The organism is Streptomyces sp. NPDC005151, from assembly GCF_053599875.1.
The window spans coordinates 1-22,964 of record NZ_JBSFYR010000035.1 but is presented as its reverse complement, the minus strand read 5'-3'; the positions used below and the strand labels follow the sequence as shown (position 1 = coordinate 22,964).

Here is a 22,964-nt window from a genome sequence, read left to right as displayed (position 1 = left end):
CCATGGACGACCGCGCCACGAGCGGTGATGGCGAGGCGGGCATCGTCTCGTTCCTGCGGGCCGGACCGCCACCGGACCGGCTCAGCTTCGAGGGATGCCAGCGCTGGCGCACGACCCGCAGCGCCTTCAACCCGGCTCCCAGGCTGAGCCCGGACCAATACCGGGCCCTGCCGACTCGCCGCCGGGCCCTGCACGATCTGCACCGCACCGCCTCGCACGTCAACCTCGGGCTGCAGGAGACCCCGATGAGCCGCCGGGTCACCACGCTGATGAGATCCCGCATCCAGAACAACGCTCTGAACTTCACCCCCGGCACCCGCGATGGCCTGATGATCAGCGGGGGCGGCTACCAGGGCAAGACCGAGACGGCATGCGAGGCAGCAGCGGCCTTCGAAGACTTCTGGCGCGACCTCCACCAGCAGCTCAACCCCAACGCGATCGAGGGGACCCGGGACCTGTTCGTCCCCGTCGCTTACTGCCAGACCCCGGTCAAGGCCACCCCGAAAGGGCTCTGTGAGGCGATCCTTGACTTCTACGGCGCCCCCTATGCCAAGACCCTCCGCGGCCTGATCCGAGGCGTCCGTGCCTCCTTGCACGACCACAACACCACCGTGCTGATCCTGGACTTTACCGACCGCGGGCAGTGCCGCCCGTGATGTCCGTCTGGGCCTGTGACCAGGGCGTCGCGGGCTCGTTTACCGACCGTGTCCGGGACGCCTGTCATGTTCCGGAGTCGGTACGGAGGACAAGTGGCACGGCGAGTGGTGGTCGGGGACCTGAGGGTCCAGCAGATCGAGCGGAAGGACGGGCGGCGGTCGTGGACGATCGTGTGGCCCGAGGGCAGTATCCACGTGGAGGCGGACCGGTTCCTGCGCGTGCACGACGGGTCGGGGACGCAGAAGACCTACGCGTACTACCTGGTGGACCACCTGCGGTGGCTGGAGCGCGAGTGCCTGGCTTTCGACAAGGTCGTGCTGCGGGACCTTGAGCGCTACATGGGGATCGTCGGCGCGGAGGTCCTCATGCCGCTCGGTGAGCCGTGGCGGATCGGCAAGCGCCCCTACGGCCGCTCCGCGCTGTCAACTGCGGCGGCCTGCTTGAAGGGCTTCTACCTGCATCAGTCCTCGCTCGGCATCAACGGGGAACTCGGCAAGAAGCTCGACACCTCCCGGCTTCCCACGCGCGCGGACAGGCGCCGAGCGTTCCTGGGGCACGTGAAGAACACGCTGCCCACCAATCCGCTCGCGCCGACGGGGCCGCACCGCCGGCACCCGAAGATGCTCCCCGACGGCGCACGGGAGGAGCTCCTGGCGGTGGTGAACTCGGCCCGGGACCGGCTGCTGGTGACCTGGTTGGCCGACGGCGGGCTGCGGATCGGCGAGCTCTGCGGGCTGCACCTGGTGGACCTGCACCTGCGCGAGAACGCGGCCTGCGGCGAGTGCCGAACCCCGCACGTCCACGTCTGCCACCGCCCCGGCAACCCGAACCGGGCCGAGGCGAAGACCAAGCACCCCTGGCGCATCGAGCACGGCACGATGACGGGCGGGCTGATCAAGCGGGTCAGCCCTGCGATGGTGCACACCTACTTCGAGTACCTCACCGGCGGCGAGTATCCACGCGGCACCGCCGGGCACGGCATGCTCCTGGTCCAACTACACGGCCCCGGGACCGGGCAGCCGTGGGCACCTGTCGGGGCCCGCCGGATGCTGGGCCGGGCCGGGAAACGCGCAGGTCTGGGGCTCGTGAAACCCCACGCATTCCGGCACACGTTCACCTCGGCTGTTCTCGACGCCTCGGACGGGAACCTGCTGATCGCCCGCGATGCCGGAGGGTGGGCCTCGGCCACGATGGTCGACGAGGTCTACGGCCACGTCGACGTCCACGACCCGGCCTTCGACGCTGCGCTCCGCACGGTCTGGGGTGAGACGAAGTGACCGTGAAATCGCTGCTGCCGCTCTACACCGACCGCCCCGACCGCGAGGGCCGGGACCGACTGGAGATCCTCACCGCGCTGATCGGCGCCCCGGCCTTCGACCCGATGTTCCGCGACGTCATCATCCGTGTCCCGCGGGGCCACCGCGTCTACCAGTGGGCCTGTGTGGTCGACGCGTGCGAGCGGGCCCGGCACAGCGGGTTGGACCTGTGCTCGACGCACTTCCAGGAGTGGCAAACGGCCCGGGCGTCTGGGAGGACCCGGGCAGAGTTCCTCACCACCGCCGAGCCGCTGCCGCGCGCCGAGTACGACCGGGAGGGGTCCTGCCTGATCTGCCCCGACCGACCCACCTCGCCGCGCACCGAGCTGCGGTTGTGCATCCGTCACTACGGCATGTGGAAGTACTCGGTCTCCGTCCGGGACGCGTCGGTGGACTTCGACCAGTGGGTGGCCGATCAGGAGCCGTGCGAGGGCTACGGGAACTGCCAGGCCACCGTCTGTCCCGGGCTGGCGTTGTCCCCGCTGGGGCTGTGCTGCTGGCACCGGCACCGCTACATGCGCGACCGCCGTCCGGGAGGGGCCGCCCTCCCGTCGAGCTGGTGGCAGCGCTACGAGAAGCAGGGGCGGCCGGTTCGCGTCTCCTACGCGGACCAGAACGCGTTCCGTGCCTGGTGCGCGGCCGTTGACCCGGCACCGCGGCCGGAGCAGGTCAACCTGCGCGGCCTGCGGCCCCTGCTGCGGGCCGAGATCCAGTGGGGCCTGTTCGCCCACACCCAGGAAGACCGGCACAGCATCTGGAAGCTGGACTGGATCCAGAAGCTCGTCAACCTCGCACGCGAGCGCGACGCCGGCTCACTGACCGACCTGGACCTGGATGGCTTCCCCCGCTTCCACACCGCGATCGTGAAGAAGATGCTCCACTACCTGCGGTTGGTCTACTTCACCCCGCAGCAGTCGCGGGAGGCCGGATTCATCGAGACCGACCACTTCGGCATCCGCTTCCCGTCCCGGGCCAGCCACATCGACCTCACCGCCATCTCCCAACGTTGGCTTCGGGACCTGCTCTGGGACTACACCGCCGACCTGATCAGCTCACCGCGCCGCCCGCGCACCGCCGCGCCGATCGACGGCATCCGCCGGGCCTGCACCGAGCTCAGCGCGTTCCTGGAGGTCGACGCCACCAGCGGCGGCCACGACCCGTCCGCCCTGCGGGTGGAGCACATGACCCGGTTCATCGCCGACCAGCGGCACCGTGAGCAGAACAGCCTGCCGTCGCTGGTGATGAAAGGACTGGCCGGGGAGCCCTCGACGGTCACCCAGGTCACCCGCACCGATGTCTTCAACGGGGTGCGCAAGCTGCTGCGCGACGCGCTGGAGCACGGGACCGCCGAACGGCTCGCGCTGGACCGGGAGTTCATCATCGCGATGCCCTATGCCGGGAACGAGACCCTTCGGGCCCGCCGGCCGTTTCCCGACGAGGTCGCCCGCGCCTTGGCCGACGGGGACAACCTCACCCGGCTCGCTGAGGTCCACGACCCGGATGACCTGGGATTGAGGGACGTCTGGGAGACGATCGTGGTGACAGGTCGGCGCGTCGGCGAGGTCGTGAAACTGCGCTGGGACTGCATCGGCCGCTACGGCGGGCTGGCGATGTTCTGGCACGACCAGACCAAAGTCGGGAACTACGACGTGGCGATCCGCATCCCAGACCGTCTCTACGACCTGCTCGCCGAGCGCCAGCGCAAGACGTTGGACCGCTTCGTCGCCCGGCACGGCCGTCGACCGACGAGCAGCGAGCGGGCCCGACTTGCCCTGTTCGCCACCAACGTCCGCAACCCCGCTGGCACCACTGCGCTGTCCTATACGTGGTTCAACCGCGGATTCCGGGCCTGGGTGAACGAACTCGACCTGGGACAGCTCGTCCCTCATCAGGCTCGCCACACGCTGGCCACCAATTTGCTGAGGGCCGGTGCCTCACTGACTCACATCCGCCGTTACCTCGGCCAGGTTTCGGACCGCATGGCCGAGCATTACGTGCATCTGACCAGCACTGATCTGGAGGATGTGCTCCAGCATATCTGGGTCGCCGGCCCCGGCACCGCCCAACCGGGCGAACTCCTGGCAGGGGACGCCGCCCCGCTCACCCGCGCGCAGGCCCAGGCCCTGGCGATCGACCTGTCGCGTCGCAGCACCCCGGCCGAGGGCGGGTTCTGCACCTTCCAGCCCGTCGTCGAGGGCGGCGCCTGCCCCTGGAACCTGGACTGCCACAACTGCGACAAGTTCGTCCTGTCCGGCGCCGACCTCCTCTACTGGCGGCGCAAGCGCGAACAGTGGCGACTTTTGGCTGAAGGTGCTCCCGACGACGCCACCGCCGACTACCTCCACCGCTACTTCGAACCCACCGCCCGCGCCATCGACGGCCTGGAAAGCGCCCTGGCTGGCCTCGGCCTGCTCGACGACGTCCTCGCCCTGGACCTGCGCAAACCCCAGGACTACTTCCACCGCGTGTGGTCCACGGCCTTCCGCGCCGCCGACCTCGCCCAGGCCGCCGGCGACGAGCAGGACCAGGCCGACGACAGCGCCGACGAACAGGAGCAATGCGCGTGACCACCACCGTCCCCGACCCGCGCACAGCCGCCGCCCTAGCAGCCCGCCACCGCAGCACCGACGCCGCCCTGGGGCGGGTCCGCGACGCCGTCACCCGGCTCCGCCGCGAGAGGACCCAGGTCAGCGTCGCCGCCGTCGCCCGCCGCGCGAACGTCTCCCGCACCTTCCTCTACGACCACCCCGACGCCAGAGTCGCGGTCGCCACCGCGATGGCCGAAGCCGGCGAACGCCGGACCCAGATGGTCACCGACCAGGACGATGCACGCGAGGCAACCTGGCGCGAGCGGGCCCAGAACGCCGAGGACGCCCTCAAGGCCGCCCACGCCGAGATCCTCACCCAGCGCATCCGCATCGGCGAACTCCTCGGCCAGGTCCGCGACTTGGAGGCCGAATGGACCCAGGAGGCCATCCAGCGGATCACCACCGAGAACACCACCCTCAAGCAGCGCGTCCGCCAGCTCACCGCCGACAACCGGGCCTTCGACGAGCGGCTGAAAGCCGCGCGCTCCAACCTACGGTTCCAGGACCGCCGCGTCGCCGACCTCGAAGCCCAGATCGCGGCCCCTGCGGGCGAGTAGGAGGCTCCGTGACACGATGCGCGCATGCACTTCGAGCTCGCTCCACCCGCTGTCGGCGTACAGGCAAACGTGCACAGTCAGGTACGCCCGAACGTACACAGGGGTCTCGGTGCGAAATGAGCTGGTCTCAAGACCAATAGGCGTTGCCCCGCGCCGTGGGGCAGGCGGGTAAGACGACGCCACCTGGATCGCGCACTCTGGCGGTTGCGGTCCAGATGGCGTTCAGCGGGCGGCGGTTACTCGGCGAGCAGCTCGACCGGGATGTTGCCGCGCGTGGCGTTGGAGTACGGGCAAACCTGGTGGGTGGCCTCGATGAGCGCGCGACCGACTTCTCGGGGCAGGCTGTCCGGTAGCTTCGTCCGCAGGCTGACTTCGAGCTGGAAGCCGCCCTGCCCGTTGGGGACGAGGCCGACTTCGGCGGTGACCGACATGCCCGAGACGTCGATCTCCTTCTTCTGCGCCACCAGCTGCATGGAGGTGGCAAAACAGGCCGCGTAGCCCGCCGCGAAGAGCTGCTCGGGGTTGGTACCGTCTCCGGTCCCGCCCAACTCTTTCTGGAGGGCCAGCTCGACGTCCAACTTGCCGTCCGAACTGACGGCGCGGCCGTCGCGGCCGGTCGCGGTCGCGACGGCGGTGTACAGGCTCATGTGGTGCCCTTCTGGTAGACCGATCGGTCAATCTGTCTGGCGCACTCAGCGTATGGAGGTCAGGTGCCGCTCTCCATAACTCACCGTCTCCGTTTCATATCTGGTCGTCTTGCGTGTAGCGGCCTCGCGATACGATCTGACGATGGACGTACTCAGCGATGCGATCGGCGTAATGCGCATGGGGCGCCCGCATTCCACTGAAATCCGCAAGCACGCTCCGTGGGGAGTGCGGGCCGAGCCGTTCTCCGGGGCCGGCTTCCACGTGGTGCTGGAAGGGACATGCTGGCTGACCCCGCCGACGGGCGCCGCGATCGCCCTGAGCGTGGGCGATGTGGTGTGTCTTCCGCACGGCTGCGGGCACGCTCTGGCCGACAGTCCGTCGACGTCCCTGACCGGCGCACACTCGGCGTCCCTGCGGGAGATAGCGCCCAGTGCCGACGACGGCAAAGGGGCCACGACGGTCCTGCTGTGCGGCGCGTACACGCTCGACCAGACCCGGCCGCATCCGCTGTTCGAGGAACTGCCCGAGGTTATACACCTTCCGGCACGTCTCGGCCACCGCACGCCGCTACATGCTGCCGTCAACCTGCTCGGCGACGAGATCGCCAACCCCGACCACGGAACCGAAGCGGTCGTATCGGCCCTGCTGGACATCATGCTGCTGTACATCCTGCGGGCCTGGCTCGACGAGCAAACCGACGACGGCCCGGCCACCGGGTGGGCCGCGACGCTGCGCGATCCGGCGATCACCGAAGCGCTGCGCCATATCCACCAGGAACCCGCCGGGCAGTGGACGGTCGAAGCGCTGGGCGCGAAAGCCGGACTGTCGCGGGCGGCCTTCTCCCGCCGGTTCACCTCGCTGGTCGGCAAACCGCCGCTGGGCTACCTGACCTGGTGGCGGATGACGCTGGCGGCGCGACTGCTGCGCGACAGCGACAAGCCGGTACAGACCGTAGCGCAGCGCACCGGATACACCTCCGAATTCGCCTTCGCCAAAGCGTTCAAACGAGAGTACGGCTTGGCCCCCGGTCGGTACCGCCAGCAGTCGCGGAGGTAGTCCGGTCAGCACACCTTGACGTCGACGGCCTCCTGTTGGACGCAAGCCTGATCTGCCGCTGACCGCTCGCTGTCCACCACGGTCGCAATCCGACGGTCCCCACGGCGCGAGACCGTTGGAGCTGTGCACGTTTCCCCGTACACGCTTGTGCACGTCGACCTGTACGCCGACACCCGCAGGCGTCGGCCGCCTGCAGATCGGCATGACGCGCCAGGCCGCGAACCACGCGTTGGAATCGCTGCGGGAGCCCGCGGCGATCTCCGCATCCGACCGGGCGGGGCAGCACATTTTCCGGCCAAGCGGCCTGATGATCAGCATCGAATGCACCCGCGACCTCCTGGAAGCTGTCGAACTCGGCCGCCCCTCCCAGCAGTCCGACGTCGTTCTCTTCCGTGGCATCGACCTGTTCGGACTGCCGGCCCGGGACGTCGTGAGCCGCATAGCCGAGGTCACCACGATCGTCGCCGCGGAGGACGATCCCGCGTCGTTCATCGCGCCGGACCTACTGCTCAGCTTCTGGCGCCCGTTCCAGGGAGACGACGACCCGGAGGACGAACAGGGCTACTTCTTCAACTCCGTCCTGCTGGCGTGTCCGGGCTACTACGACGGCCCCAGCCGACCCTGAAGCCCGACCCTCGGCCACCGCTACGATCTGCGGATGACTCGCAGCGGAAAGAGGACACGCCGCCTCACGATCGACGACAGGACCTACCTGTGGTCGCTGCGGCACACTCACCACGCGCTCGCTGACGGCACCCGCGAGGGCTGCTGCGAAACGCTGTCCATCCGCTCGCTGGAAGGTCGCGGCGGCCTGCGAATCCAGTTCTCACACGGCCCTGAACGGCTCGTCCCGGACGGCTATCCGCAGCCGTCCGGGACCGTCGGAACCCCCGACGGCAGAACCCTGAACCTTCACGAGCCCGGCACCGTCAGGGCTGTGCTCGACGAAGCCGTCCGGCGCGGCCGGAACCCGGAACGGCCCATCGCCGAGGAGCTCGACGGCTGGACGCTGTTCGACGCCGTCCACAAGGCAATCTCCCTGATCGCCGCTGACGAGACCGAAGTGCCACCGGTTCGCCCCAGCTCTGGAGCGCCTTCCTGAAGCCTGTCCCGCACTGCGGAGCTACGCGGGGCGAAGAACGGGGTCGATGTCGGCCAAGGCTTCGTGGAGCTGACGGGCCCCCAGGGCAACGCGGTCGTCGGGGTCCTGCAGCATCTCCTCGCACAGCTGCATCGCGCTGTCCCGCTCTTCGGAGAAGATGCCGAACACATCGCGGACCGCCGTGTGGATCCATTCGCTGTGACTCCAGTCGGCGACCGCCAGCGCGGAGGCGACGATCGTCAGCCCGATCCTGTCCCTTCTCCGGAGCACGGCTCCCGCAGTCACCCGGGTGACGAAGGTGTCGCCCGGGTCGAGCACGAGCTCCAGCAGTGGCCCGATGGCCTCCTGCATGTCGGCGAAGGCCGCGAGGCCACGACCGGCGTCTGCCCGGTCACGGTAGTCCTGGCTTCGCCCGAGCTCGCGGAGCGCCACGAAAGCGGCATGCCGCCGGTCGCTGTCCCCCCGCAGCAGTGCGCGCAGTCGCCTCACCTCAGCGATCAGGCGGGGCATGTCCTGTCGCGCAGAAGCGATGAAATCTAGATCGGCATCCAGTTGCAGGTCCGGACTGACCTGGACCTGTTCTCCGTTGGTGAACCGGCTGAGATAGATCTCATCGTCCTCCACGGCAGTGGCTGGGGCGATCTGGATGCAGCTCGCCCCGCCGGTCGCACCACGAGTCTCCAGCACGGGAACCCACGCTCCCGTGGATGCGGCCGCGATCCGCACCTCCATGGACCCGAGCTCTTGTTCAGTCGGCATGACCGGATCATGCACCCCGACCGGGCAGGCCGTCCACGGGATGCCAAGCAAGCTGACCGGCTTCGGGCTATCCCCCCAGTCCAAAATCTGGTTGCCGAGGTCAGCGACGATAGGGCCATGACGCGATGGATCCGAACGCATGACGGTGAGAGCGCCACCTGGTCCTATTTCGAGCTCGACGATGAGCAGTGGGTGAGCCGGCAAGTGGATCTGCAGGGGCCCAAGCGCACTCCGGTCACCGCAGCCGCGCTCGGCGAGGTCTTGCAGTGCAGAGACCATGGCGATGCCGCTGCGACGGCCGCCTACGAGAGGCAGTACAGCGTCCTTGCGGAAGGCGACCTCACCGGCTGGGAAGATGCCGACGGCCCTGCAGAAATCACCGAAGACGTCTTCGAGCGGATCTGGGCCGCCGCTCGACTTCGACTCGCCTCAACCGGATCATCGACGAAGCACGAGGAGACACCGTGATCTCGGACTACCAGCAGCAGCTTCGCGAACGGTTCCTCGCAGCCCCGGTGATCGCACCGCCAGCTCCCTGGCGCCCCGTCCTGGACCGGCGCACCCCGGTCGGCGGCCTGCTCGGCATCGGCTTCGCGCTGGCACCCGACACCGGGCATGACCTGGTCATGGTGGTCTCCTACGACGGTCACGGGCTCTTCGACGCCACCACTGGCGAGAAGATCGCCCGAGATCGCGATCCCGACCCCGACACGAGTACCCCGGACGCGGTTCCTGACCTCTCCTGCCCAGGGCTGGGGCCGATCACCGGAACCCGAGTGCCCATCGCCGGGCTCTTCGGAGGCGGGTTGCACAGCACCACCGCTGACGGCTGGACACTGGAAGTGATCAGCCCGGAGTGGCCCAACGACCGCGTCCTGCTCTCCGCAGACGGCGGCATGCCTCACAACGGACCGCACGCAGAGAAGTGGTGGCACATCTTCCACTCCGACTACTCGACGCTCCGAGCCGCGGGCTTCTCTCCCTCCGGACGAACCCTCGCAGTCGCCAGCAGCAGTGACCTCACACTCTGGACCCGACCGGGAACCGAGACGGAACCCCGCGACGGGAAACACACATGACCCGTGATGAGCTGATCGCGATGCTCAGCGGCGACACGACAGTCCATGCCATGGCCCGAGCCACCCTGGCAGAGGGCGACTTCATCATCTGGGACGGCCTGGTCCCCGCAGCCGAGCTTGCCGGCATCTACAAGGCGCGACTTCACCACACCCTCAGGCGCGGCCAGAAGACGCTCGCTCTCAGCGAAGCAGTCGACGCCCTGAAAGGCGCTGAAGACGCCCTCATCCGGATCGGCCGCATCGACACAACCGACCTGGGCTGGGCCTTCATGCTGTTCCTCGGCGCTACGGCGACCACCCTGCTGGCATGCACAGGCGTCCTCCGCACCGCACCCGAAAAGCCTGACATCTCCGCATGTTGACGGCGTCGGCGAGTGCGCTTGCCGACAAAGCCGCCTTCTCCATGCTAACTACGTTGCGTTGTCACACCGCGACTCCACCGCCGCCGGGCTCTACCGCGGCACCACTCAGACGAGCTACAGAGAAGTGCATCCGTCACCGTGACGGACATGTAGTCTATGGATCATCGCAGTTCAGAGCCGGTATCCGAGCTCCTGCGGTCGGTAAAGGCCACGACATCACCCGGTTGAAGATGCACCGTGAGGATGACCAGGACACCCTCGATCTCATCCGCGACCTGATGTCCTTCAACGCCACCGTCATCCTCATCGGCGTCGACATCCCCGGTTCGGGCCTCCTGCGCGAAGGCCGGCCCGACCCCCGCACGGGCCAGTGGACTCTGCCCGGCGCCCGGCGTGGCCGCAGCGACCAGGCCGCCACCCAGACCGAACGCCGCTTCGACCTGGTCGACCTCGACCCGTTCACCTACGAGACTCCGCAGGAGATCAACGCTTGGATCGAGCACCTGGCCGGCACCGAGGAGCAACTCCGCCTCCTCGGTGCCCGGGACGGCATGCTCACCGACGGCGACATGCCCGAATACCTCTTCCGCCGCACCGGGGGCATCGTCGGTCTGCTGCGCCGACTCGTCCAGGACGGCTGCACCCGAGCCATGGAGACCGGCCAAGAGGAACTGTCCATCCCTCTCCTCGACGAGATCACCATCAACCTCGGCAACCTTCTCGACCGCGACCCGCAGGCCGGCGAGATCCCCGCCGTCCCCGCCAAGCCCGCTCCGAAGCGCCGCCAGAAACCCCGCAACACCGTCTTCGACAACAAGGCCGCGGGAAAGTGACGGCTGCCCCATGTCTCCGCTCCGGCCTCTGCCCCGCAGCCTCGCCCCGCTCCCGGATGAAAGCCTCGTCGGCCTTCTTCTCCGCCTGGCCCACCACAACAACGTCAGCCCCGGAACGATCGTCCGTCACACCGGGCTGAGCACCCACCGGACCGGGCTGACCGAACATCTCTCCATCAGTCAGCAGTATCTTCCAACACCGGAGCAATCAGCTGAGTTCGCACGCACCACCCGACTCGATGAGGACGAGGTCGCCAACCTCTTCCTCGCCCCGTTCGGCGCCCGCTACGGACCACTCGATGCAACGCTGATACGTCGGCCCCGGGGACGGATCCTCCACGGCAACCATGACGTGTTCCGGCGCTGGTCACGGTTCTGCCCCAGCTGCCTGGCCGGCGACTCCGACATCGAGCGCGCTCACGGAGGCAGCTGGAAACGCCTCTGGCGGCTCCCTCCAGTCTTCGCCTGCCCCGCCCACCGCTGCCTTCTCCGCCACAACTGCGCCAAGTGCGGTCACCTCGGCATGGAGGTTCAGGGCTTCGCACTCATCCCCAGGATCAAGAACGAGGATCTTCACCCCAACCAATGCCGTGTCGTCACCGAAGGGCGACCGGAGCGCCTCAACGCCCCCATCTGCGGAGCCCGCCACGACCAAGCCCCGGCACCTGCCTGCAGCGAGGACTTCCTGAAGACAGCACTCGCACTGCAGCAGGACCTGATCGGATTCCTTTGCCCCGACGGCCCCCGAGAAGTGGGCAGCGTCGGGTGGATGATCGACAGCAATCAGTACTTCATCGACCTGCACACCGTCGCCGGCCTGATCACCCTGACCTGGCCGGCGGCCCGGAACCTCGCCCTCAGCGCCGAACACGACGAAATCCTTGAGCAAGATGCCCTGGAGAGGGAAGAGCGCAGGGACCGCCTGAAAGGGGGATCCGGCAAGTTCCACCACTTCCACGCGCTGGCCAGCCCATCTGTCGACGCCAGGGCCTACGTCGCGGCGACCGCCATCGCCCACCGGATCTTGAAGGGGACCGACAGCGGCGCCTTGACGGCGCTCGCCCCGGTCCATGCGCACCTACAGGAAGTCCAAGGGCCCATGAAGACCACGGGCGACAGGATGCGCAACTTTCCGAGGAACTCCCCGCCGCTGCGATTTCTCCTCACCCACAGGACTCCCATCACGATCGAGGGCATCCACCAGTACGCGACAGCGCGAGACCGCGAGTGGCGACCGGCACCGTGAGCCCGGACGCGATGATCGAGGCTGAAGCGCTACTTGATCAAGTGGAAGTCGGGATGTTGCAGCCAGGCTTCCAGGAACTCCACGTCCCCGACATGTCGAAACCACCGGCCCCCACCGCCGGTGTCATAGGAGACCTCCGCCAGCCTCCCCGGGAGATCTGACGCCAGTGCTCTCGCCCGGGCCAGGACTGCCTCGTTGCTCGTGTCGTCTCCCGCGGTGGGGTGACCACGCAAGAGGCCGTCGAAATCGACCAGCGTATCGAGACGGCGGGCGAGAGCGAGCGTTGCCGGGCCGAACGGAAACATCCCGACCGCGTGCCGGCCACCTACCACCGCACCCACGGGGTGCGCTACTTCCACGGCTGCTACTCGGTTGGCGACGACCGCCTGTGGGGCGTCAATCACAGCAGGAAAGGTGCCGCGAACACGCTGGCCGCGCTGAAGTCGATCCGCGCCGCCCGGCCCGACGGTGCCGCAGCGAGAAAGGCATCCGCTGGGGCGGACGTCCCCTCGCACCAGCAGCCAGACCAAACCCGCGATGCGGCAGGCACGGCAAGCCGTCTCTCAGCCTTCCCGAGGTTCGACTGGGCCAGCTGTCCGGGCGCCTGAATCTTTGAGTGCCGAGAGCAGGAACAGGACCGCAGCGGCGGCGGTGAACCCGAAGCCGACGTTCATGCAGACCATGACCGTCTCGAATGAGGCGTCGGCGATCCGGGGGATGCCGTTGACGAGCATGAGGGCGTAGATGCACAGAATGCCGTAGGCGCGAAGCCGCATCCCGGCCTGTCGCTTCCGCAGCCACGGCGGCGTCCACCCCGCCAGTATCGCCACCGGCACCGGCAGCATGAGCGCCGTGGACACTGCCAGCGCTATCCAGTGGTATAGCGGATTGCCGTTCATCCCGCCCCCTTCGTAGGCGATCACCAGCCTACAGAGGGTTGGTGAGGCCCGTCCATGCCGAACACCGCGAGCTTCCGGCGAACCTATCCGGTCAGAGCACTAGCGCGCCACGGCTCACACCGCTCGGCGACTACGAACGGCTGGTGACAGAAACCCCTGCGGAGTGACAGTTATTGTCCGTTCCCAAAAGATCTGGATCGAGGTGGTGCCTCTGACCTGGGCCTTGTCAGTTCTGCTGGGACGGATTGGAAGCCGGGCGGCCCAGTGGATCTGGGCGGTGCTGCGCCTGCTTGAGCGCGAGCTGAGACCGTCCCACTTGTTCTGTCGGACGGCGCGGCCGTGGCCTGGTGTTTTTCAGTTCTGGTGGGACTCATCCCGTAGGGCGTCGTAGTCGTCCGGCGTCGTCACCAGCATCAGCGATCGTCCCAGGGAGTCGGTCCAGCGAAAGAGAGGGTCGTTGGAGAAGGCGTGGGAACGGAGCTTTTCGCGGAGAGTGGGGACGTTCAGCCGGTGCTCGGCCTCTGAGTAGACGGCGTCGATGGTGCGCCGGTGCTGGCTGAGGCTTGTCCGTCGGCCAGGTGCCCGTAGTGCCCGCCAAGCAGGATCGGCCAGTATGCCCAGCAGCGTGACGAATTCGGGATAGGTGGCGATGTACTCCCGCTCGTCGACGCGTCGCCTGATGATGTTCCCGTAGATGGCTTCCTTGGGAGGGAGTTGGGCGAGGCGGTCGTTCCAGCGTGAGAGCAGATGAGGTTGGTTCTTGTTCAGGAGCCAGGAGCGGACCAAGTGCTGCGCTTCCTTCGTCGCTGCTTCCAGGGTGTCGGGGAAGCGCCGGGCGATCCGTCGGTGTCGGTGCTCAGCGGTAAAGAGCTCTGGGAGGTGACCGACGCGGTAGTGGCGGTTGCCGTCCACCCAGATGCCGTGTCGGCGACAGAGCTGGAGATCTGCGGGGCGATGGGCGAGGACTGGCCTGGTGATCCCGCGGCGGTGCATGCAGTGTGAGCAGGCGACGTAGAGACGCCGACGGTAGCGGACTACCTCACCTGTGGTGCGCGCCTCAACCCGGGCGATCGCTGGTAGCAGCATGCGGAGGGTCTCGGACGCAAGCCCCGTCAGGATGGCCAGCCGTGGCAGGACCATCGGAGTCCAGCGCCAAAGTGTGTCCGTCCGCATACCAACCTGCGCGTTTTTGAACGGTGTCAGAGTTTTCGCTAGCTGTCCCGCCGTCACTTGGTTGGCGGCAGCGAGGCGGTGCAAGTACCAGCCGAAGACTTCTCCGTGGACCGGTGGCACAGGAAGTGGAAGGATCCGAACCGGGGCTTCCCAGGGCTCCATTACTCAGGCCGCCTTCGGCCTGCGGGCGTACTTGGCACGGGGGCGATCGGGTCGGGTCTTCTGGACGGCGTGGTCGAGCTCGATCTCGTCGAGCATGCGCTTGGTGATCTTTTCCGTGCCGCTGTCGATGGCGTCGACTGCGGCTTCTCGGATGAGCTGGGAAAGACTGCCGATCAGCCCGCCGGTGCGCTCGTGGAGGTAATCGGTCATGGCGACCAAGGTGCCGGGACGATGGGCATGTAGTCGCAGGGAGTTCTCCATCGTCACCACCAGGGCCTGCCAGCTCTCCTTGTCCACGCGGTTCCTGTGGCCGAACGGTCGGGAGGGGATGACCGTATAGCGGCCGGCGATCTGCTGTCCGCGAGTGCCCTGGAACAGGCTGCTGGTCTCGACGTCGAGACCAGCAAGCACAAAGGTGGCCGCGATCCGTTCCGAGAGGTACTTCAGTTGGTCGGATGCCTCGGCTCCGTTGCGGGTGGTCAGGTCGAGGTTGTGGATCTCGTCGACCAGGACGAGCGTGGTGCCGAGCTTGCCGAGCAGGTCACAGACGGCGTTGGTGATTTGGACCTGGCTCATGCGGTGCTCCAGGGGGATGCCGAGGAATCGAGCGAACTCGCCTGCGAGCATCTTCGGGGTAGCCGCCGGGGGGACGGTGACGAAGACGACCGGCAGTCCGCCGACGGCGGTGGGGTTGCGCCGCCGGGTGATCTGTTCGACGTTCTTGCCCAGCTGGGTGATCGCTGTGGTCTTGCCGGTGCCGGCCGAACCGGACACGATCAGGCCGCGACGGGCGGAGACTTGGTGCCGGTTGAGCACGATGCGTTTGCGGCCCGTGGTGACGACGCCACGGATTGTGGGGGTATTCACGATGACGGATCGTGTGTGGTAGTCGATCCGCGCTTCCTTGTAGGACTCCAGCTCGTCCTCGTCCAGGACGGTGCCGGACGGGAGAGACGGCGGGGGCTCCGGGTTCTCGTCGACGAACGCCCGCCAACCTTCCTTCGTGGTCAGCGACATCTGAGGATTGGCGATGTCCTGTGGCGGAGCCTCGCTCACAGGCGGCTCCCGTCGGTGAAGGCGTCGAAGACGCCGAAGGGAATGACGTTCGACGTCTGCTCCGGGGCGGTGGCCTCGTCCTCGGCGTCTTCCAAAGCTGGTGCCTGCGGCAGCGCAGGGACGGACCGGGCGGGCTCCAGGGCGGCGCGGGTACGGGCCGCGATACGGCGGTCCGGCCCGGTTTCCGCCCGTGTCAGCAACTGGTCGACTGCTGCGGCCACGGCGGCTTGGTCGGTGTCGTCCTGGCCCCGCATCGCAAGCAGGTCCCGGGCTCGGCGCCAGGTGAAGTCCGCGAACGGTGTCGAGACCAGGTACCGGTGTGTCCACGGAACCGTGATCCACTCTCCGGTGCGCGCGTTGCGTACCCAGACCTGAGACAGGTCGTAGGGGTCGTAGTGGACCTCCCAGAGACCGCCTTTCGCGGCCACTCCCGAAGGGCGGCGCCGCAACGGAGCCAACTCTGGGCAGTTGTAGGTGCGATGGTCGATACGGATTCCGTAGTCGTTCACCGACCGCCAGACCGCTGGCAGCAGTTCGAGGTAGTCGAGACCGCTCAGCGGCAGCGGGACGTAGCCGGTGCGGGCCACGAGCAGCGCGTACGCGTCGTTGGGTGACATCGACCGGCCGGGCAGGAACGGACTACGAAGCCCGTCGTGCGGCCGCTGCTGCCAGCAGGCCACGATCCATTCCTGAAGAAGGTCATCGAGTTCCCCGAGCGTCCATACCGCCTCGACACCCGCGCCGCGGCGGTCCGTGTTGGAGCCGGTGTAGCCGGAAACATGCTGGCAGAACAGGGTGTTGATGGAGGAAAACGTCCGCTCCACGATGGCCTTGTCCGTCGGAGTGGCGGGCCGCGAGGGCTGCACGGAGACGCCCAGCGACCGACAGGCGGCGATGAACGCGTCGGAGACGAACACCTTGCCGTGATCGATGCCGATGGTTTCCGGGACGATCACCGGTTTCGCGGCGGCCTGCTCCAGCCGGGCGTCGATGTCCAGCAGCCGGGCGTGCGGAATCAGCGTTGCCGACAGGGCCAGAGCCTCCGGCCAGCCCGGCCGCAGCGGCTCGGGGACCAGCATCTTCGCCAGCAGCAGCGACGCATCGACCGCTTTGGTGCCCGCCGGCCGCAGCACCGCCGCGCAGATCGTCCGGGTCGCCACGTCAACGGCGATGGTCAGTTCCGGACGACCGCTCACCCCGTCCTCCAGGATCACCAGTACGTCCAACGGAGTAGTGTCGATCTGCACCAGCTCGCCGGGTCGGCAGGCCGCAGACGGCGTGAACATCCCCTCGGGCCGCCGAGCTTGGGAGCGACGGGACGTAGCCGAACCGAAGGCGTGCGTTCCCGCGCTCACTGCCTCGAGAAGCCGGTAGAACGTCGTCTTCGACGGCATGGGTACTACCCCGGCCCCATACCGCTCGGTCAGCAGGGCCTCGACCCTGCGCCGCACCCGGCCTCGTGTCCCGGTCGACTCTGCCAGCTGGCTGGCCAGCACCTCCGCGACGGCTGCCACCACCCGTTCATCAGCCCGGCCCGTCGGCGAGGACAGACGGGTCTTGCGGTGATCGACCAGGCCCCAGACTCCTTGATCCCGGTAGCGGGCCCGCATCCGATCGACCGTCCGCGCGCTCACCGTCCAGCCCAGGGCACGCAACTCGGCGGCCTTCGCGGCGACCCGCTCCTCCAAGGTGTGGAGGGCCGGGTCGTACTCCGGCCGCGGCCCCGCCCCGGCTCCGATACCGCTCTGCCGCCCGGACTCCACCTCCAGTAGATGCTGTTCCCAGGCGATGGCCCTCTCCGCCTCTTGCGGCGGAACGGTGTCCAGCAACGCAAAGGGCGCTACCACCGGTGACGTGTCCCGCTGACCAAAAAACTCGAAGCCGTCGGCGGCCAGTAGATGAGGCAGCAACACCAGACTCGCCCGACCGGCCTCGTCGGCCAGCCGCACCAGCGTCCCTGACAACCCGACTACGGAGTGCAGCCGCTCGTCGAGCCGGACCTGGTCGCCGACGCGCAGCGCCGCCCATCCGCTCACCACGCCTCAGCCCGCGACACCAGCGTCGTGTCCGTCAGCGGCTTCGACAGGTCCGCCCAGAGCCGCCCGGCCCAGAGTAGATGGAACACCGCTGGCAACACCGCAATCGGATCACCCAGCAGCGACGCCTGCCCCACCAACGGCGAGGGCACCGAGAACACCAACATCAGCCGCTCGGCCAACCCCGCGGCCGTCGCGTGCCGAGGGTGCCGATACCCCGCCAGCCAGCGGACATTGGCCATCCGGACCGGGTCCACCGTCCCGACCACCCGATAGCCCCAGCCCACCGCCTCACACGCCAGCCGCGTCACTGCGAACTTGGCCGCCGACCGCTCATCGACCCGGTCAAGAGGCCGGCAGTCCACCAGCAATCCTCGGCCGTCCTCGAACCGTGCGAAGTAGTCCGGCGCGTGCGAGACCACCCGGCCCTTGTCGTTCTGCCAGAACAGCCATAGCGGCTGCGACAGCAGCCCAGTCACCTCGGGTGTGAAGTCCAGCAGCATCGCGTGATCCCGCTCCAGCCACGACTCGAACCCCACATGCCCGCCCGTCGTGGCCGACCAGTACAGGCCCGGGAAGTTCCGCTGACCGCGGTACGACGGGAACCCACGTACCGGCAGCCCCGCCTCGAACTCGACCTCCTCCGCCTCACTCAGCGGTCGGCGGTGTTCACCTTTGGCATCCCGCCAACCGACCTCGAATCCGCCCACGTCCAGCGGTGCCGCATCGCTCGCCCCACCCAGCCCCATGGACTTCACTGTCCAGAATCAATGGGAATCCACCAGAAGTTTTGGGCTGAAACCCCTCAAGTGAGTGATGCTGCCAGCCAGCTCAGTCGGAGTCTTCACGATCACTGGCGACATCGTCTGAGGCGGGTCGAAGCCTGCGACGCGCAGCGTCCAAACGTTCGCCGTAGTTCGCTGCGAACATCCCAGGCAGGGACTTGTCGAGCGTTCCGGCCAGCCTATGAATGGGGGCCCAGACCGCCTCGTCGTCGACGAGCCGGCTGAGGTCTGTCATCTGCACCCTCTCCAGCCAATCGGACAGGACCAGTGCCTCATCATGGGTGAGCTTGATGATGATCTCCGCGTTCTCCACTGCTCGAACCTAGTTCGCCGACCCCGCGGTGTCAGAGGTGCCTGGCACAGTGCCGCTGTGGACATCGATTCCTTCTGGAAGCTCATCGAAGAGTGCCGGCGGCAGACGCGTGGCCGGGACGAACGGCTGACGTGGTTGCGTGACGAGTTGTCGCGGAGGCCGCTGACAGAGATCGTGCAGTTCCAGGTTCGCCTGGACGAATTGACGCACGAAGCCTTCACCTGGGATCTATGGGCTGCGGCGGAGCGGATCTTCGGCGGCTGGTGTTCGGACGACGGGTTCTGCTACTTCGGCCTGTGGATGGTGGGGCTCGGCCGGAACGCCTTTTCTCGGGCGATAGCCGATCCCGACGCTCTGGCCGACACCCCCGAGGTTCAGTGCCTGGTGGGTCACCTTCGGGAGCTCTGGAACGACGACTGGCCCGAGTGGGAGTCCCTCGACTACGTCGCCATGGAGGCGTACGGGCTCCTCACCAAAATTGACGACTGCGGCGACGCCTTCTATGAAGCCGTCGAAGCCGAGCAGGGCGATGTGAGGGGAAGCCGAGGGCCGCTCGGCGAGCAGTGGGATGTGCGGAGTGAAGCCGAGGCCGCGCGCAAACTGCCTCGGCTGAGCGCGATGTTTCCGCTGCGACCGCTGGCCCGGTAGGGGCGGCAGCGCGAGGAACCAGGTCAGCGTTCCGGAAGGGTGTCGACAGACAGGCGATGCCATTCGTGGCCGCAACCGTCGGAGCAGAAGCGCTCTCGTCGGCGTCCGTCGGCGACTGCCAGCACCGCGATCAGCAGTCGGAATGACTTGAGGCGCTCGTCGTGAGGGGTGAGACTGGCGATCTTCCCGAGTTGTTGATCGATCCGACCTCGTACGATCAGAACTGCTGGCGTGTGGGTGGCGCGAAGTCCGGAGCGGCGGATACTTTCCGTTCCGTCCTCGGTGGTGGCACGGGCCTGAACGCAGAAATGTGACAGGAGCCGCAGGGTCGTGGACTGCTCGTCAGCAGAGAGTCTCTCGAACCACTCGATGCCCTGTGGCATCGGTCGAAGCTCCTGGGCAAGCTCGTTGAGAATGATGTACGGATCAGTCATTCCCACGCCCCCCGTTGCGCTCGAATCGCCGCTTGTCATGGTGCTGCGATGTGGAAAGCCCCGAACCCGCCCTCGCCGCCTCGGATCTGCACGTGGTGATGTGCTGTGCGATGTGCACCTTTACCTGTACGCGGTGCTGAGCTGCACTGTTGATGGGGAGTCGAACCCCCGCGTTGCTCTTCACGCGCCAGGAGTGGGCTGGAAAACCGCCGGCCCTCGGTGTGTGCACGCCTCCGAAGCAGCTACCTGCTCCACATCGTCCGAGCTTGCTGGACTGCTCAGTCCAGCAGATCGACCTCCCAGTTCGTACGCTGGATCCGCACATCGACCTCGCGGATTTCCCGGGCGATTACATCCGCCTGACCGCGCAGTTCCGCGACGGGAAGCGCGGAGAGCATCATCAGCTCGGACCGAAGCTGCCGGCCGTATCCCCGCTCGCTCGTACCCGCTGCCGCGTCCGCCGCCGCGGTGACCACAGAGTGACGCAACCGCAGGACGTCCCGGCGTGCGAGGGCATCGGTGAGCGTGCCGTCCGGACCCACAGCTACGGTGGCATTGGTCCGGTTGATCCGCCGGATCAACGTTTCCAGAGCGTTCAGTACCTCACCGGCCTCAGCCAACAGCTGGGCTGCATCTTCGGCGGGTGTCTCCCCCTCCTGGTACCGCGCACTGCTGACGACGCGCGCTCGCAGTTGCTCTACACGGCGCGTCGCCTCCGCACGTTCTGCCAGTGCCTCAGCAAGCTTCACTGTCTCCACCTCCCCCTCTCTGAGTCGCACGAGTATACGAGTGCGAGCCGGCCCATACGCATCTGGATTGTTGCTCTGCCGGAGCCTTGATGTCCCGTCTCAGTGAAGGTGGACCACGTCGGGGCTGTGACCAGTGAATGCGTCATCTTGAGTGAGAAGCGGTGAGGCCTGGCGTCTCAGTCAACCTGAGAATCGTGTGCCCTGCGCTACTTCGCTCTCGGCAGCGAACTCGGCGAGGAGCTCGAACAGGACCTTGATCGCATGTTGTTCGTCCTCAGGCGGGAGGTTCCAGATGTTGTCCCAGCCGTTCGGGAGGGCGATGTGGAGGAGCTGGCCGGGCCAGGCGTGGTTGCAGTCGCGTCCGCGACGGGCGATGAGCCAGTCGTGCCAGCCGGTGAGCCCGTGCCCACCGTGCCGGAGGGCGTGCTGGTCGTAGCCGGTCAGGAACGCGGTCAGCATGTGGAAGGAGGTCTTGCTGACGAACATGCCGGGACGGTGGCCGACGCTGGCGAAGTACTCACGTTCAGTCATTTCCGAGAGGGGCTTCATGCGTCTGCACCCTCCTCGTCACTGGCGCTGTCGTCCAGGGCTGGACGAAGCCTGCTGCGGGCCGCCTCCAGACGTTCGGCGTAGTCCGCCGCAAGGATCCCCGGCAGCGACTTGTACGGGCAGGGCCTTGCCCGGCTGAAATCCACTGGTGTACCCCGCCGCCCGACGGGATCATGAGCTGCCGCCGTGCCGCGCCCAGGACGGCGGTCGTGCATGTGCCGACCTGGGAGGACCCCCGTATGCCCCTTGCACCGATAGTCCGACGCGTGCTCGGCGACGGCCCATTCGCCGAGATCGGTGAACCTGCTCTGGCCGTCGCTGACGAGCACTCGCGGACGGTCGCTGTGGGTGGGGACCTCGGGCATATCCAGTGGAGTGGCAGCGGGACCGCGGACTCCCGATGGACAGGGCACCGTATCGGTGTCTATGAGCAGGCCGGGCTGCGGTGCCAGCACCTGGTGCGGTCGAGGTACCCCGTTCGGGCTCTCGCCTTCCACCCGGTTCTTCCTCTGTTGGCCGTTGGTACGGGGCGCTACGACGGCGGTTACTCGTTTGAAGGCGAGCTGCTGCTGATCCACCTGGACTCCGGCGACGTGGTGTCCGCCCTGCAGTACCAGCGGGAGGTGCTCGGCGTGGAATGGTGCAGCGAGACGGCACTTGGTCTGGTCTTGGCGCCGTGTGACGACTGGGAGAACCCGCAGGCACATGAGCAGGGTCATGCAGTCGTTGTGGCTCGCTCAGACTGGGGCGCCGTCGGGCAGGGGTCGGTCGGTGCCGAGGAGTTGGCTGCCCCCGCGGAACCGGTTCTCCAGCCGGACCACAGCGCGGAGGCCCGCCGGTTCCTCGCGGGCCTCGCGGCCTCGGCCGGTCGGCAGTGGTCCGTACGTCGACGGGTGTGGGCTGTCGAAGGTACGGAGGACGGCCGCGTGCTGGCCGCTCTGGACGGGGTGCTGGCGGAGTCGTGGCTGCCATCCGGAGACCTGCAATGGGCGGTCGAGGACGAGGAGGGCGGCCGACAGCTGGTTCTGGCCTCAGACGGCACATGGGTGTGGACCAACGCCGAACGCCGCCTTCGCCACACGGGAGGAGACTGGGAGAGGTCCGCACCCCGGCTGGCCCGAATCTCTGTCGACACAGGGCAGGTGCTGGAGACCCTAAGCCCAGGCGTGTCCACGGTTCTCGTCGCAGGCGACCACAGGACGATTCTTAGGCCGTTGGACGGCCGTCGCAAGCGTCCCGAACGGCTGCTGATGTTCGACCTCGACGGTCCTGTAGACGGTCCGGAAGTCAGCCGCTTCGACTTGTTCAACCACCCGTTCGCCGTCCGTCGCGCGAGCCGCCCGTACATCTTGGTCGGCACTGACCCGGACAAGCCGCACAGGGACAAGTGGGTCACCGCCCTGGACGCCGATGGGACGTTGCGGAGGCTCTTCCCACACTCCTGGGTACCGGAGGAGCATCATTTCGGGGGCCCTGCGGTCGAAATAGGGCAGTCCCTGGTCTATGCCGGCGCCGTCCACCACGGTCAGGGGCTCCAACCCGATGGCGCCTACGTCGTGCGGCGATCCCTGAACAGCTCAGTGCAGTGGCAGTACCGCACCGATCATCCTGCCACTGCCCTCGACACCGACGGGGACACCGTCTACGTGGCCTACAACTCCGGCGCCCTGACAGCACTGCACGCCAACGACGGCTCGGTGCGATGGCACACCGAGCTCAAGGTCGACGGAGTACCGACCACGGCACTGTCCCTCGCTGTCGCGCCTCAAGGACACTTGCTCATCGGGACCGTCGACGGCCGGATACTGGAGTGCCCGGCACAGCAGATGGCCAAGGTTGACTGAGATGCACAGCCAGATGGCTCTGAGAGGACGTTAAGTCCGTTTCTCGTATTGGCCGCGTCCGGGCTGGGTGAGGATGCCTTGGCGGACGAGTCGTCCGAGGCGGGAGCGGGTGA

At 67.4% G+C, this 22,964-nt stretch carries 27 protein-coding genes and 1 pseudogene; 16 read left to right on the top strand and 12 right to left on the bottom strand.

Annotation, left to right across the window (positions count from 1 at the left end; all coding sequences use genetic code 11):
* Window positions 1–2: 2 nt before the first annotated feature.
* The 4 genes from ACWD6R_RS20060 to ACWD6R_RS20045 all read left to right on the top strand — a co-directional run bounded on the left by ACWD6R_RS20060 (window position 3) and on the right by ACWD6R_RS20045 (window position 5,118).
* The gene (locus ACWD6R_RS20060) at window positions 3–656 is read left to right on the top strand and encodes a hypothetical protein (RefSeq protein ID WP_451819921.1); all 654 of its coding nucleotides are present in this window, start codon (window positions 3–5) and stop codon (window positions 654–656) included.
* Window positions 657–749: 93 nt separating this feature from the next.
* A complete protein-coding gene (locus ACWD6R_RS20055; RefSeq protein ID WP_451819920.1) occupies window positions 750–1,934 on the top strand; it encodes a tyrosine-type recombinase/integrase in 1,185 nt (394 codons plus the stop codon).
* The gene (locus ACWD6R_RS20050; RefSeq protein ID WP_451819919.1) at window positions 1,931–4,540 is read left to right on the top strand and encodes a tyrosine-type recombinase/integrase; all 2,610 of its coding nucleotides are present in this window, start codon (window positions 1,931–1,933) and stop codon (window positions 4,538–4,540) included. Before ACWD6R_RS20055 ends, ACWD6R_RS20050 begins: the two co-directional genes overlap by 4 nt.
* Window positions 4,537–5,118 (top strand): DUF6262 family protein, encoded by a 582-nt coding sequence (locus tag ACWD6R_RS20045; protein ID WP_451819918.1) that lies wholly within the window; start codon window positions 4,537–4,539, stop codon window positions 5,116–5,118. Before ACWD6R_RS20050 ends, ACWD6R_RS20045 begins: the two co-directional genes overlap by 4 nt.
* Window positions 5,119–5,354: 236 nt before the next feature.
* Here the strand turns inward: ACWD6R_RS20045 and ACWD6R_RS20040 are convergent, their stop codons facing one another.
* Window positions 5,355–5,765, bottom strand: coding sequence for an organic hydroperoxide resistance protein (locus ACWD6R_RS20040; RefSeq protein ID WP_451819917.1), 411 nt, complete (start codon window positions 5,763–5,765; stop codon window positions 5,355–5,357).
* A gap of 142 nt (window positions 5,766–5,907) precedes the next feature.
* Between ACWD6R_RS20040 and ACWD6R_RS20035 the strand changes: the two genes are divergently transcribed.
* From ACWD6R_RS20035 to ACWD6R_RS20025, 3 genes are all read left to right on the top strand, one after another.
* Window positions 5,908–6,822 carry an AraC family transcriptional regulator gene (locus ACWD6R_RS20035; RefSeq protein ID WP_451819916.1) on the top strand — a complete coding sequence of 305 codons (915 nt, stop codon included), beginning with the start codon at window positions 5,908–5,910 and terminating at the stop codon, window positions 6,820–6,822.
* Window positions 6,823–7,024: 202 nt separating this feature from the next.
* Entirely contained in the window at window positions 7,025–7,447 is a 423-nt protein-coding gene (locus tag ACWD6R_RS20030; RefSeq protein ID WP_451819915.1) for a hypothetical protein, read from the top strand.
* 33 nt (window positions 7,448–7,480) lie between these two features.
* Entirely contained in the window at window positions 7,481–7,924 is a 444-nt protein-coding gene (locus ACWD6R_RS20025) for a hypothetical protein (protein WP_451819914.1), read from the top strand.
* 21 nt (window positions 7,925–7,945) lie between these two features.
* Here ACWD6R_RS20025 and ACWD6R_RS20020 read toward each other — a convergent pair whose 3' ends face one another.
* Window positions 7,946–8,683 (bottom strand): hypothetical protein, encoded by a 738-nt coding sequence (locus ACWD6R_RS20020; protein WP_451819913.1) that lies wholly within the window; start codon window positions 8,681–8,683, stop codon window positions 7,946–7,948.
* A gap of 117 nt (window positions 8,684–8,800) precedes the next feature.
* On the opposite strand from ACWD6R_RS20020, the gene ACWD6R_RS20015 reads away from it, so the two are divergent.
* From ACWD6R_RS20015 to ACWD6R_RS19995, 5 genes are all read left to right on the top strand, one after another.
* Entirely contained in the window at window positions 8,801–9,151 is a 351-nt protein-coding gene (locus ACWD6R_RS20015) for a hypothetical protein (protein ID WP_451819912.1), read from the top strand.
* On the top strand, window positions 9,148–9,762 hold the full coding sequence (locus ACWD6R_RS20010) for a hypothetical protein (protein ID WP_451819911.1): 615 nt from the start codon (window positions 9,148–9,150) through the stop codon (window positions 9,760–9,762). The genes ACWD6R_RS20015 and ACWD6R_RS20010 overlap by 4 nt, the downstream gene beginning before the upstream one ends.
* Window positions 9,759–10,124: a hypothetical protein gene (locus ACWD6R_RS20005; protein ID WP_451819910.1), complete on the top strand. Its 366-nt coding sequence runs from the start codon at window positions 9,759–9,761 to the stop codon at window positions 10,122–10,124. Before ACWD6R_RS20010 ends, ACWD6R_RS20005 begins: the two co-directional genes overlap by 4 nt.
* A gap of 230 nt (window positions 10,125–10,354) precedes the next feature.
* Entirely contained in the window at window positions 10,355–10,957 is a 603-nt protein-coding gene (locus tag ACWD6R_RS20000; protein ID WP_451819909.1) for a hypothetical protein, read from the top strand.
* A 10-nt stretch (window positions 10,958–10,967) separates the two neighbouring features.
* Entirely contained in the window at window positions 10,968–12,203 is a 1,236-nt protein-coding gene (locus ACWD6R_RS19995) for a TniQ family protein (protein WP_451819908.1), read from the top strand.
* Between the two features lie 29 nt (window positions 12,204–12,232).
* On the opposite strand, the gene ACWD6R_RS19990 is transcribed toward ACWD6R_RS19995, so the two are convergent.
* On the bottom strand, window positions 12,233–12,508 hold the full coding sequence (locus ACWD6R_RS19990; RefSeq protein WP_451819907.1) for a DUF6368 family protein: 276 nt from the start codon (window positions 12,506–12,508) through the stop codon (window positions 12,233–12,235).
* On the opposite strand from ACWD6R_RS19990, the pseudogene ACWD6R_RS19985 reads away from it, so the two are divergent.
* Window positions 12,494–12,676 (top strand): annotated as a pseudogene (locus ACWD6R_RS19985) (IS630 family transposase); the annotation flags it as partial. The gene ACWD6R_RS19990 and the pseudogene ACWD6R_RS19985 overlap by 15 nt on opposite strands.
* Window positions 12,677–12,766: 90 nt before the next feature.
* Here the strand turns inward: ACWD6R_RS19985 and ACWD6R_RS19980 are convergent.
* A complete protein-coding gene (locus ACWD6R_RS19980; RefSeq protein ID WP_451819906.1) occupies window positions 12,767–13,126 on the bottom strand; it encodes a hypothetical protein in 360 nt (119 codons plus the stop codon).
* 330 nt (window positions 13,127–13,456) lie between these two features.
* Window positions 13,457–13,888 (bottom strand): hypothetical protein, encoded by a 432-nt coding sequence (locus ACWD6R_RS19975; RefSeq protein WP_451819905.1) that lies wholly within the window; start codon window positions 13,886–13,888, stop codon window positions 13,457–13,459.
* Here ACWD6R_RS19975 and ACWD6R_RS19970 point away from each other — a divergent pair, their 5' ends adjacent.
* Window positions 13,889–14,104 (top strand): hypothetical protein, encoded by a 216-nt coding sequence (locus tag ACWD6R_RS19970; RefSeq protein WP_451819904.1) that lies wholly within the window; start codon window positions 13,889–13,891, stop codon window positions 14,102–14,104.
* A 336-nt stretch (window positions 14,105–14,440) separates the two neighbouring features.
* On the opposite strand, the gene ACWD6R_RS19965 is transcribed toward ACWD6R_RS19970, so the two are convergent.
* The 4 genes from ACWD6R_RS19965 to ACWD6R_RS19950 all read right to left on the bottom strand — a co-directional run bounded on the left by ACWD6R_RS19965 (window position 14,441) and on the right by ACWD6R_RS19950 (window position 18,627).
* A complete protein-coding gene (locus tag ACWD6R_RS19965; RefSeq protein ID WP_451819903.1) occupies window positions 14,441–15,493 on the bottom strand; it encodes an AAA family ATPase in 1,053 nt (350 codons plus the stop codon).
* The gene (locus ACWD6R_RS19960; RefSeq protein WP_451819902.1) at window positions 15,490–17,529 is read right to left on the bottom strand and encodes a Mu transposase C-terminal domain-containing protein; all 2,040 of its coding nucleotides are present in this window, start codon (window positions 17,527–17,529) and stop codon (window positions 15,490–15,492) included. Before ACWD6R_RS19960 ends, ACWD6R_RS19965 begins: the two co-directional genes overlap by 4 nt.
* On the bottom strand, window positions 17,526–18,278 hold the full coding sequence (locus ACWD6R_RS19955) for a TnsA-like heteromeric transposase endonuclease subunit (protein WP_451819901.1): 753 nt from the start codon (window positions 18,276–18,278) through the stop codon (window positions 17,526–17,528). The genes ACWD6R_RS19960 and ACWD6R_RS19955 overlap by 4 nt, the downstream gene beginning before the upstream one ends.
* An 82-nt stretch (window positions 18,279–18,360) precedes the next feature.
* Entirely contained in the window at window positions 18,361–18,627 is a 267-nt protein-coding gene (locus ACWD6R_RS19950; protein ID WP_451819900.1) for a hypothetical protein, read from the bottom strand.
* A gap of 57 nt (window positions 18,628–18,684) precedes the next feature.
* Between ACWD6R_RS19950 and ACWD6R_RS19945 the strand changes: the two genes are divergently transcribed.
* Window positions 18,685–19,275: a DUF4240 domain-containing protein gene (locus ACWD6R_RS19945; RefSeq protein ID WP_451819899.1), complete on the top strand. Its 591-nt coding sequence runs from the start codon at window positions 18,685–18,687 to the stop codon at window positions 19,273–19,275.
* Window positions 19,276–19,298: 23 nt separating this feature from the next.
* Here the strand turns inward: ACWD6R_RS19945 and ACWD6R_RS19940 are convergent, their stop codons facing one another.
* From ACWD6R_RS19940 to ACWD6R_RS19930, 3 genes are all read right to left on the bottom strand, one after another.
* On the bottom strand, window positions 19,299–19,709 hold the full coding sequence (locus ACWD6R_RS19940) for a DUF5958 family protein (RefSeq protein WP_451819898.1): 411 nt from the start codon (window positions 19,707–19,709) through the stop codon (window positions 19,299–19,301).
* Between the two features lie 278 nt (window positions 19,710–19,987).
* Entirely contained in the window at window positions 19,988–20,458 is a 471-nt protein-coding gene (locus ACWD6R_RS19935; protein WP_451819897.1) for a DIP1984 family protein, read from the bottom strand.
* Between the two features lie 180 nt (window positions 20,459–20,638).
* Window positions 20,639–20,989: a hypothetical protein gene (locus ACWD6R_RS19930; RefSeq protein WP_451819896.1), complete on the bottom strand. Its 351-nt coding sequence runs from the start codon at window positions 20,987–20,989 to the stop codon at window positions 20,639–20,641.
* Between the two features lie 530 nt (window positions 20,990–21,519).
* On the opposite strand from ACWD6R_RS19930, the gene ACWD6R_RS19925 reads away from it, so the two are divergent.
* Complete coding sequence (locus ACWD6R_RS19925; RefSeq protein ID WP_451819895.1) at window positions 21,520–22,851, top strand: PQQ-binding-like beta-propeller repeat protein; 1,332 nt, start codon at window positions 21,520–21,522, stop codon at window positions 22,849–22,851.
* The last annotated feature ends 113 nt before the right edge of the window (window positions 22,852–22,964 follow it).

Coding starts and splice junctions, on each gene's coding strand:
- ACWD6R_RS20060 (WP_451819921.1), top strand. CDS start 3: ATGGACGACCGCGCCACGAGCGGTGATGGCGAGGCGGGCATCGTCTCG.
- ACWD6R_RS20040 (WP_451819917.1), bottom strand. CDS start 5,765: ATGAGCCTGTACACCGCCGTCGCGACCGCGACCGGCCGCGACGGCCGC.
- ACWD6R_RS20035 (WP_451819916.1), top strand. CDS start 5,908: ATGGACGTACTCAGCGATGCGATCGGCGTAATGCGCATGGGGCGCCCG.
- ACWD6R_RS20030 (WP_451819915.1), top strand. CDS start 7,025: ATGACGCGCCAGGCCGCGAACCACGCGTTGGAATCGCTGCGGGAGCCC.
- ACWD6R_RS20025 (WP_451819914.1), top strand. CDS start 7,481: ATGACTCGCAGCGGAAAGAGGACACGCCGCCTCACGATCGACGACAGG.
- ACWD6R_RS20020 (WP_451819913.1), bottom strand. CDS start 8,683: ATGCCGACTGAACAAGAGCTCGGGTCCATGGAGGTGCGGATCGCGGCC.
- ACWD6R_RS20015 (WP_451819912.1), top strand. CDS start 8,801: ATGACGCGATGGATCCGAACGCATGACGGTGAGAGCGCCACCTGGTCC.
- ACWD6R_RS20005 (WP_451819910.1), top strand. CDS start 9,759: ATGACCCGTGATGAGCTGATCGCGATGCTCAGCGGCGACACGACAGTC.
- ACWD6R_RS20000 (WP_451819909.1), top strand. CDS start 10,355: ATGCACCGTGAGGATGACCAGGACACCCTCGATCTCATCCGCGACCTG.
- ACWD6R_RS19995 (WP_451819908.1), top strand. CDS start 10,968: ATGTCTCCGCTCCGGCCTCTGCCCCGCAGCCTCGCCCCGCTCCCGGAT.
- ACWD6R_RS19990 (WP_451819907.1), bottom strand. CDS start 12,508: ATGTTTCCGTTCGGCCCGGCAACGCTCGCTCTCGCCCGCCGTCTCGAT.
- ACWD6R_RS19955 (WP_451819901.1), bottom strand. CDS start 18,278: ATGGGGCTGGGTGGGGCGAGCGATGCGGCACCGCTGGACGTGGGCGGA.
- ACWD6R_RS19940 (WP_451819898.1), bottom strand. CDS start 19,709: ATGACTGATCCGTACATCATTCTCAACGAGCTTGCCCAGGAGCTTCGA.
- ACWD6R_RS19930 (WP_451819896.1), bottom strand. CDS start 20,989: ATGACTGAACGTGAGTACTTCGCCAGCGTCGGCCACCGTCCCGGCATG.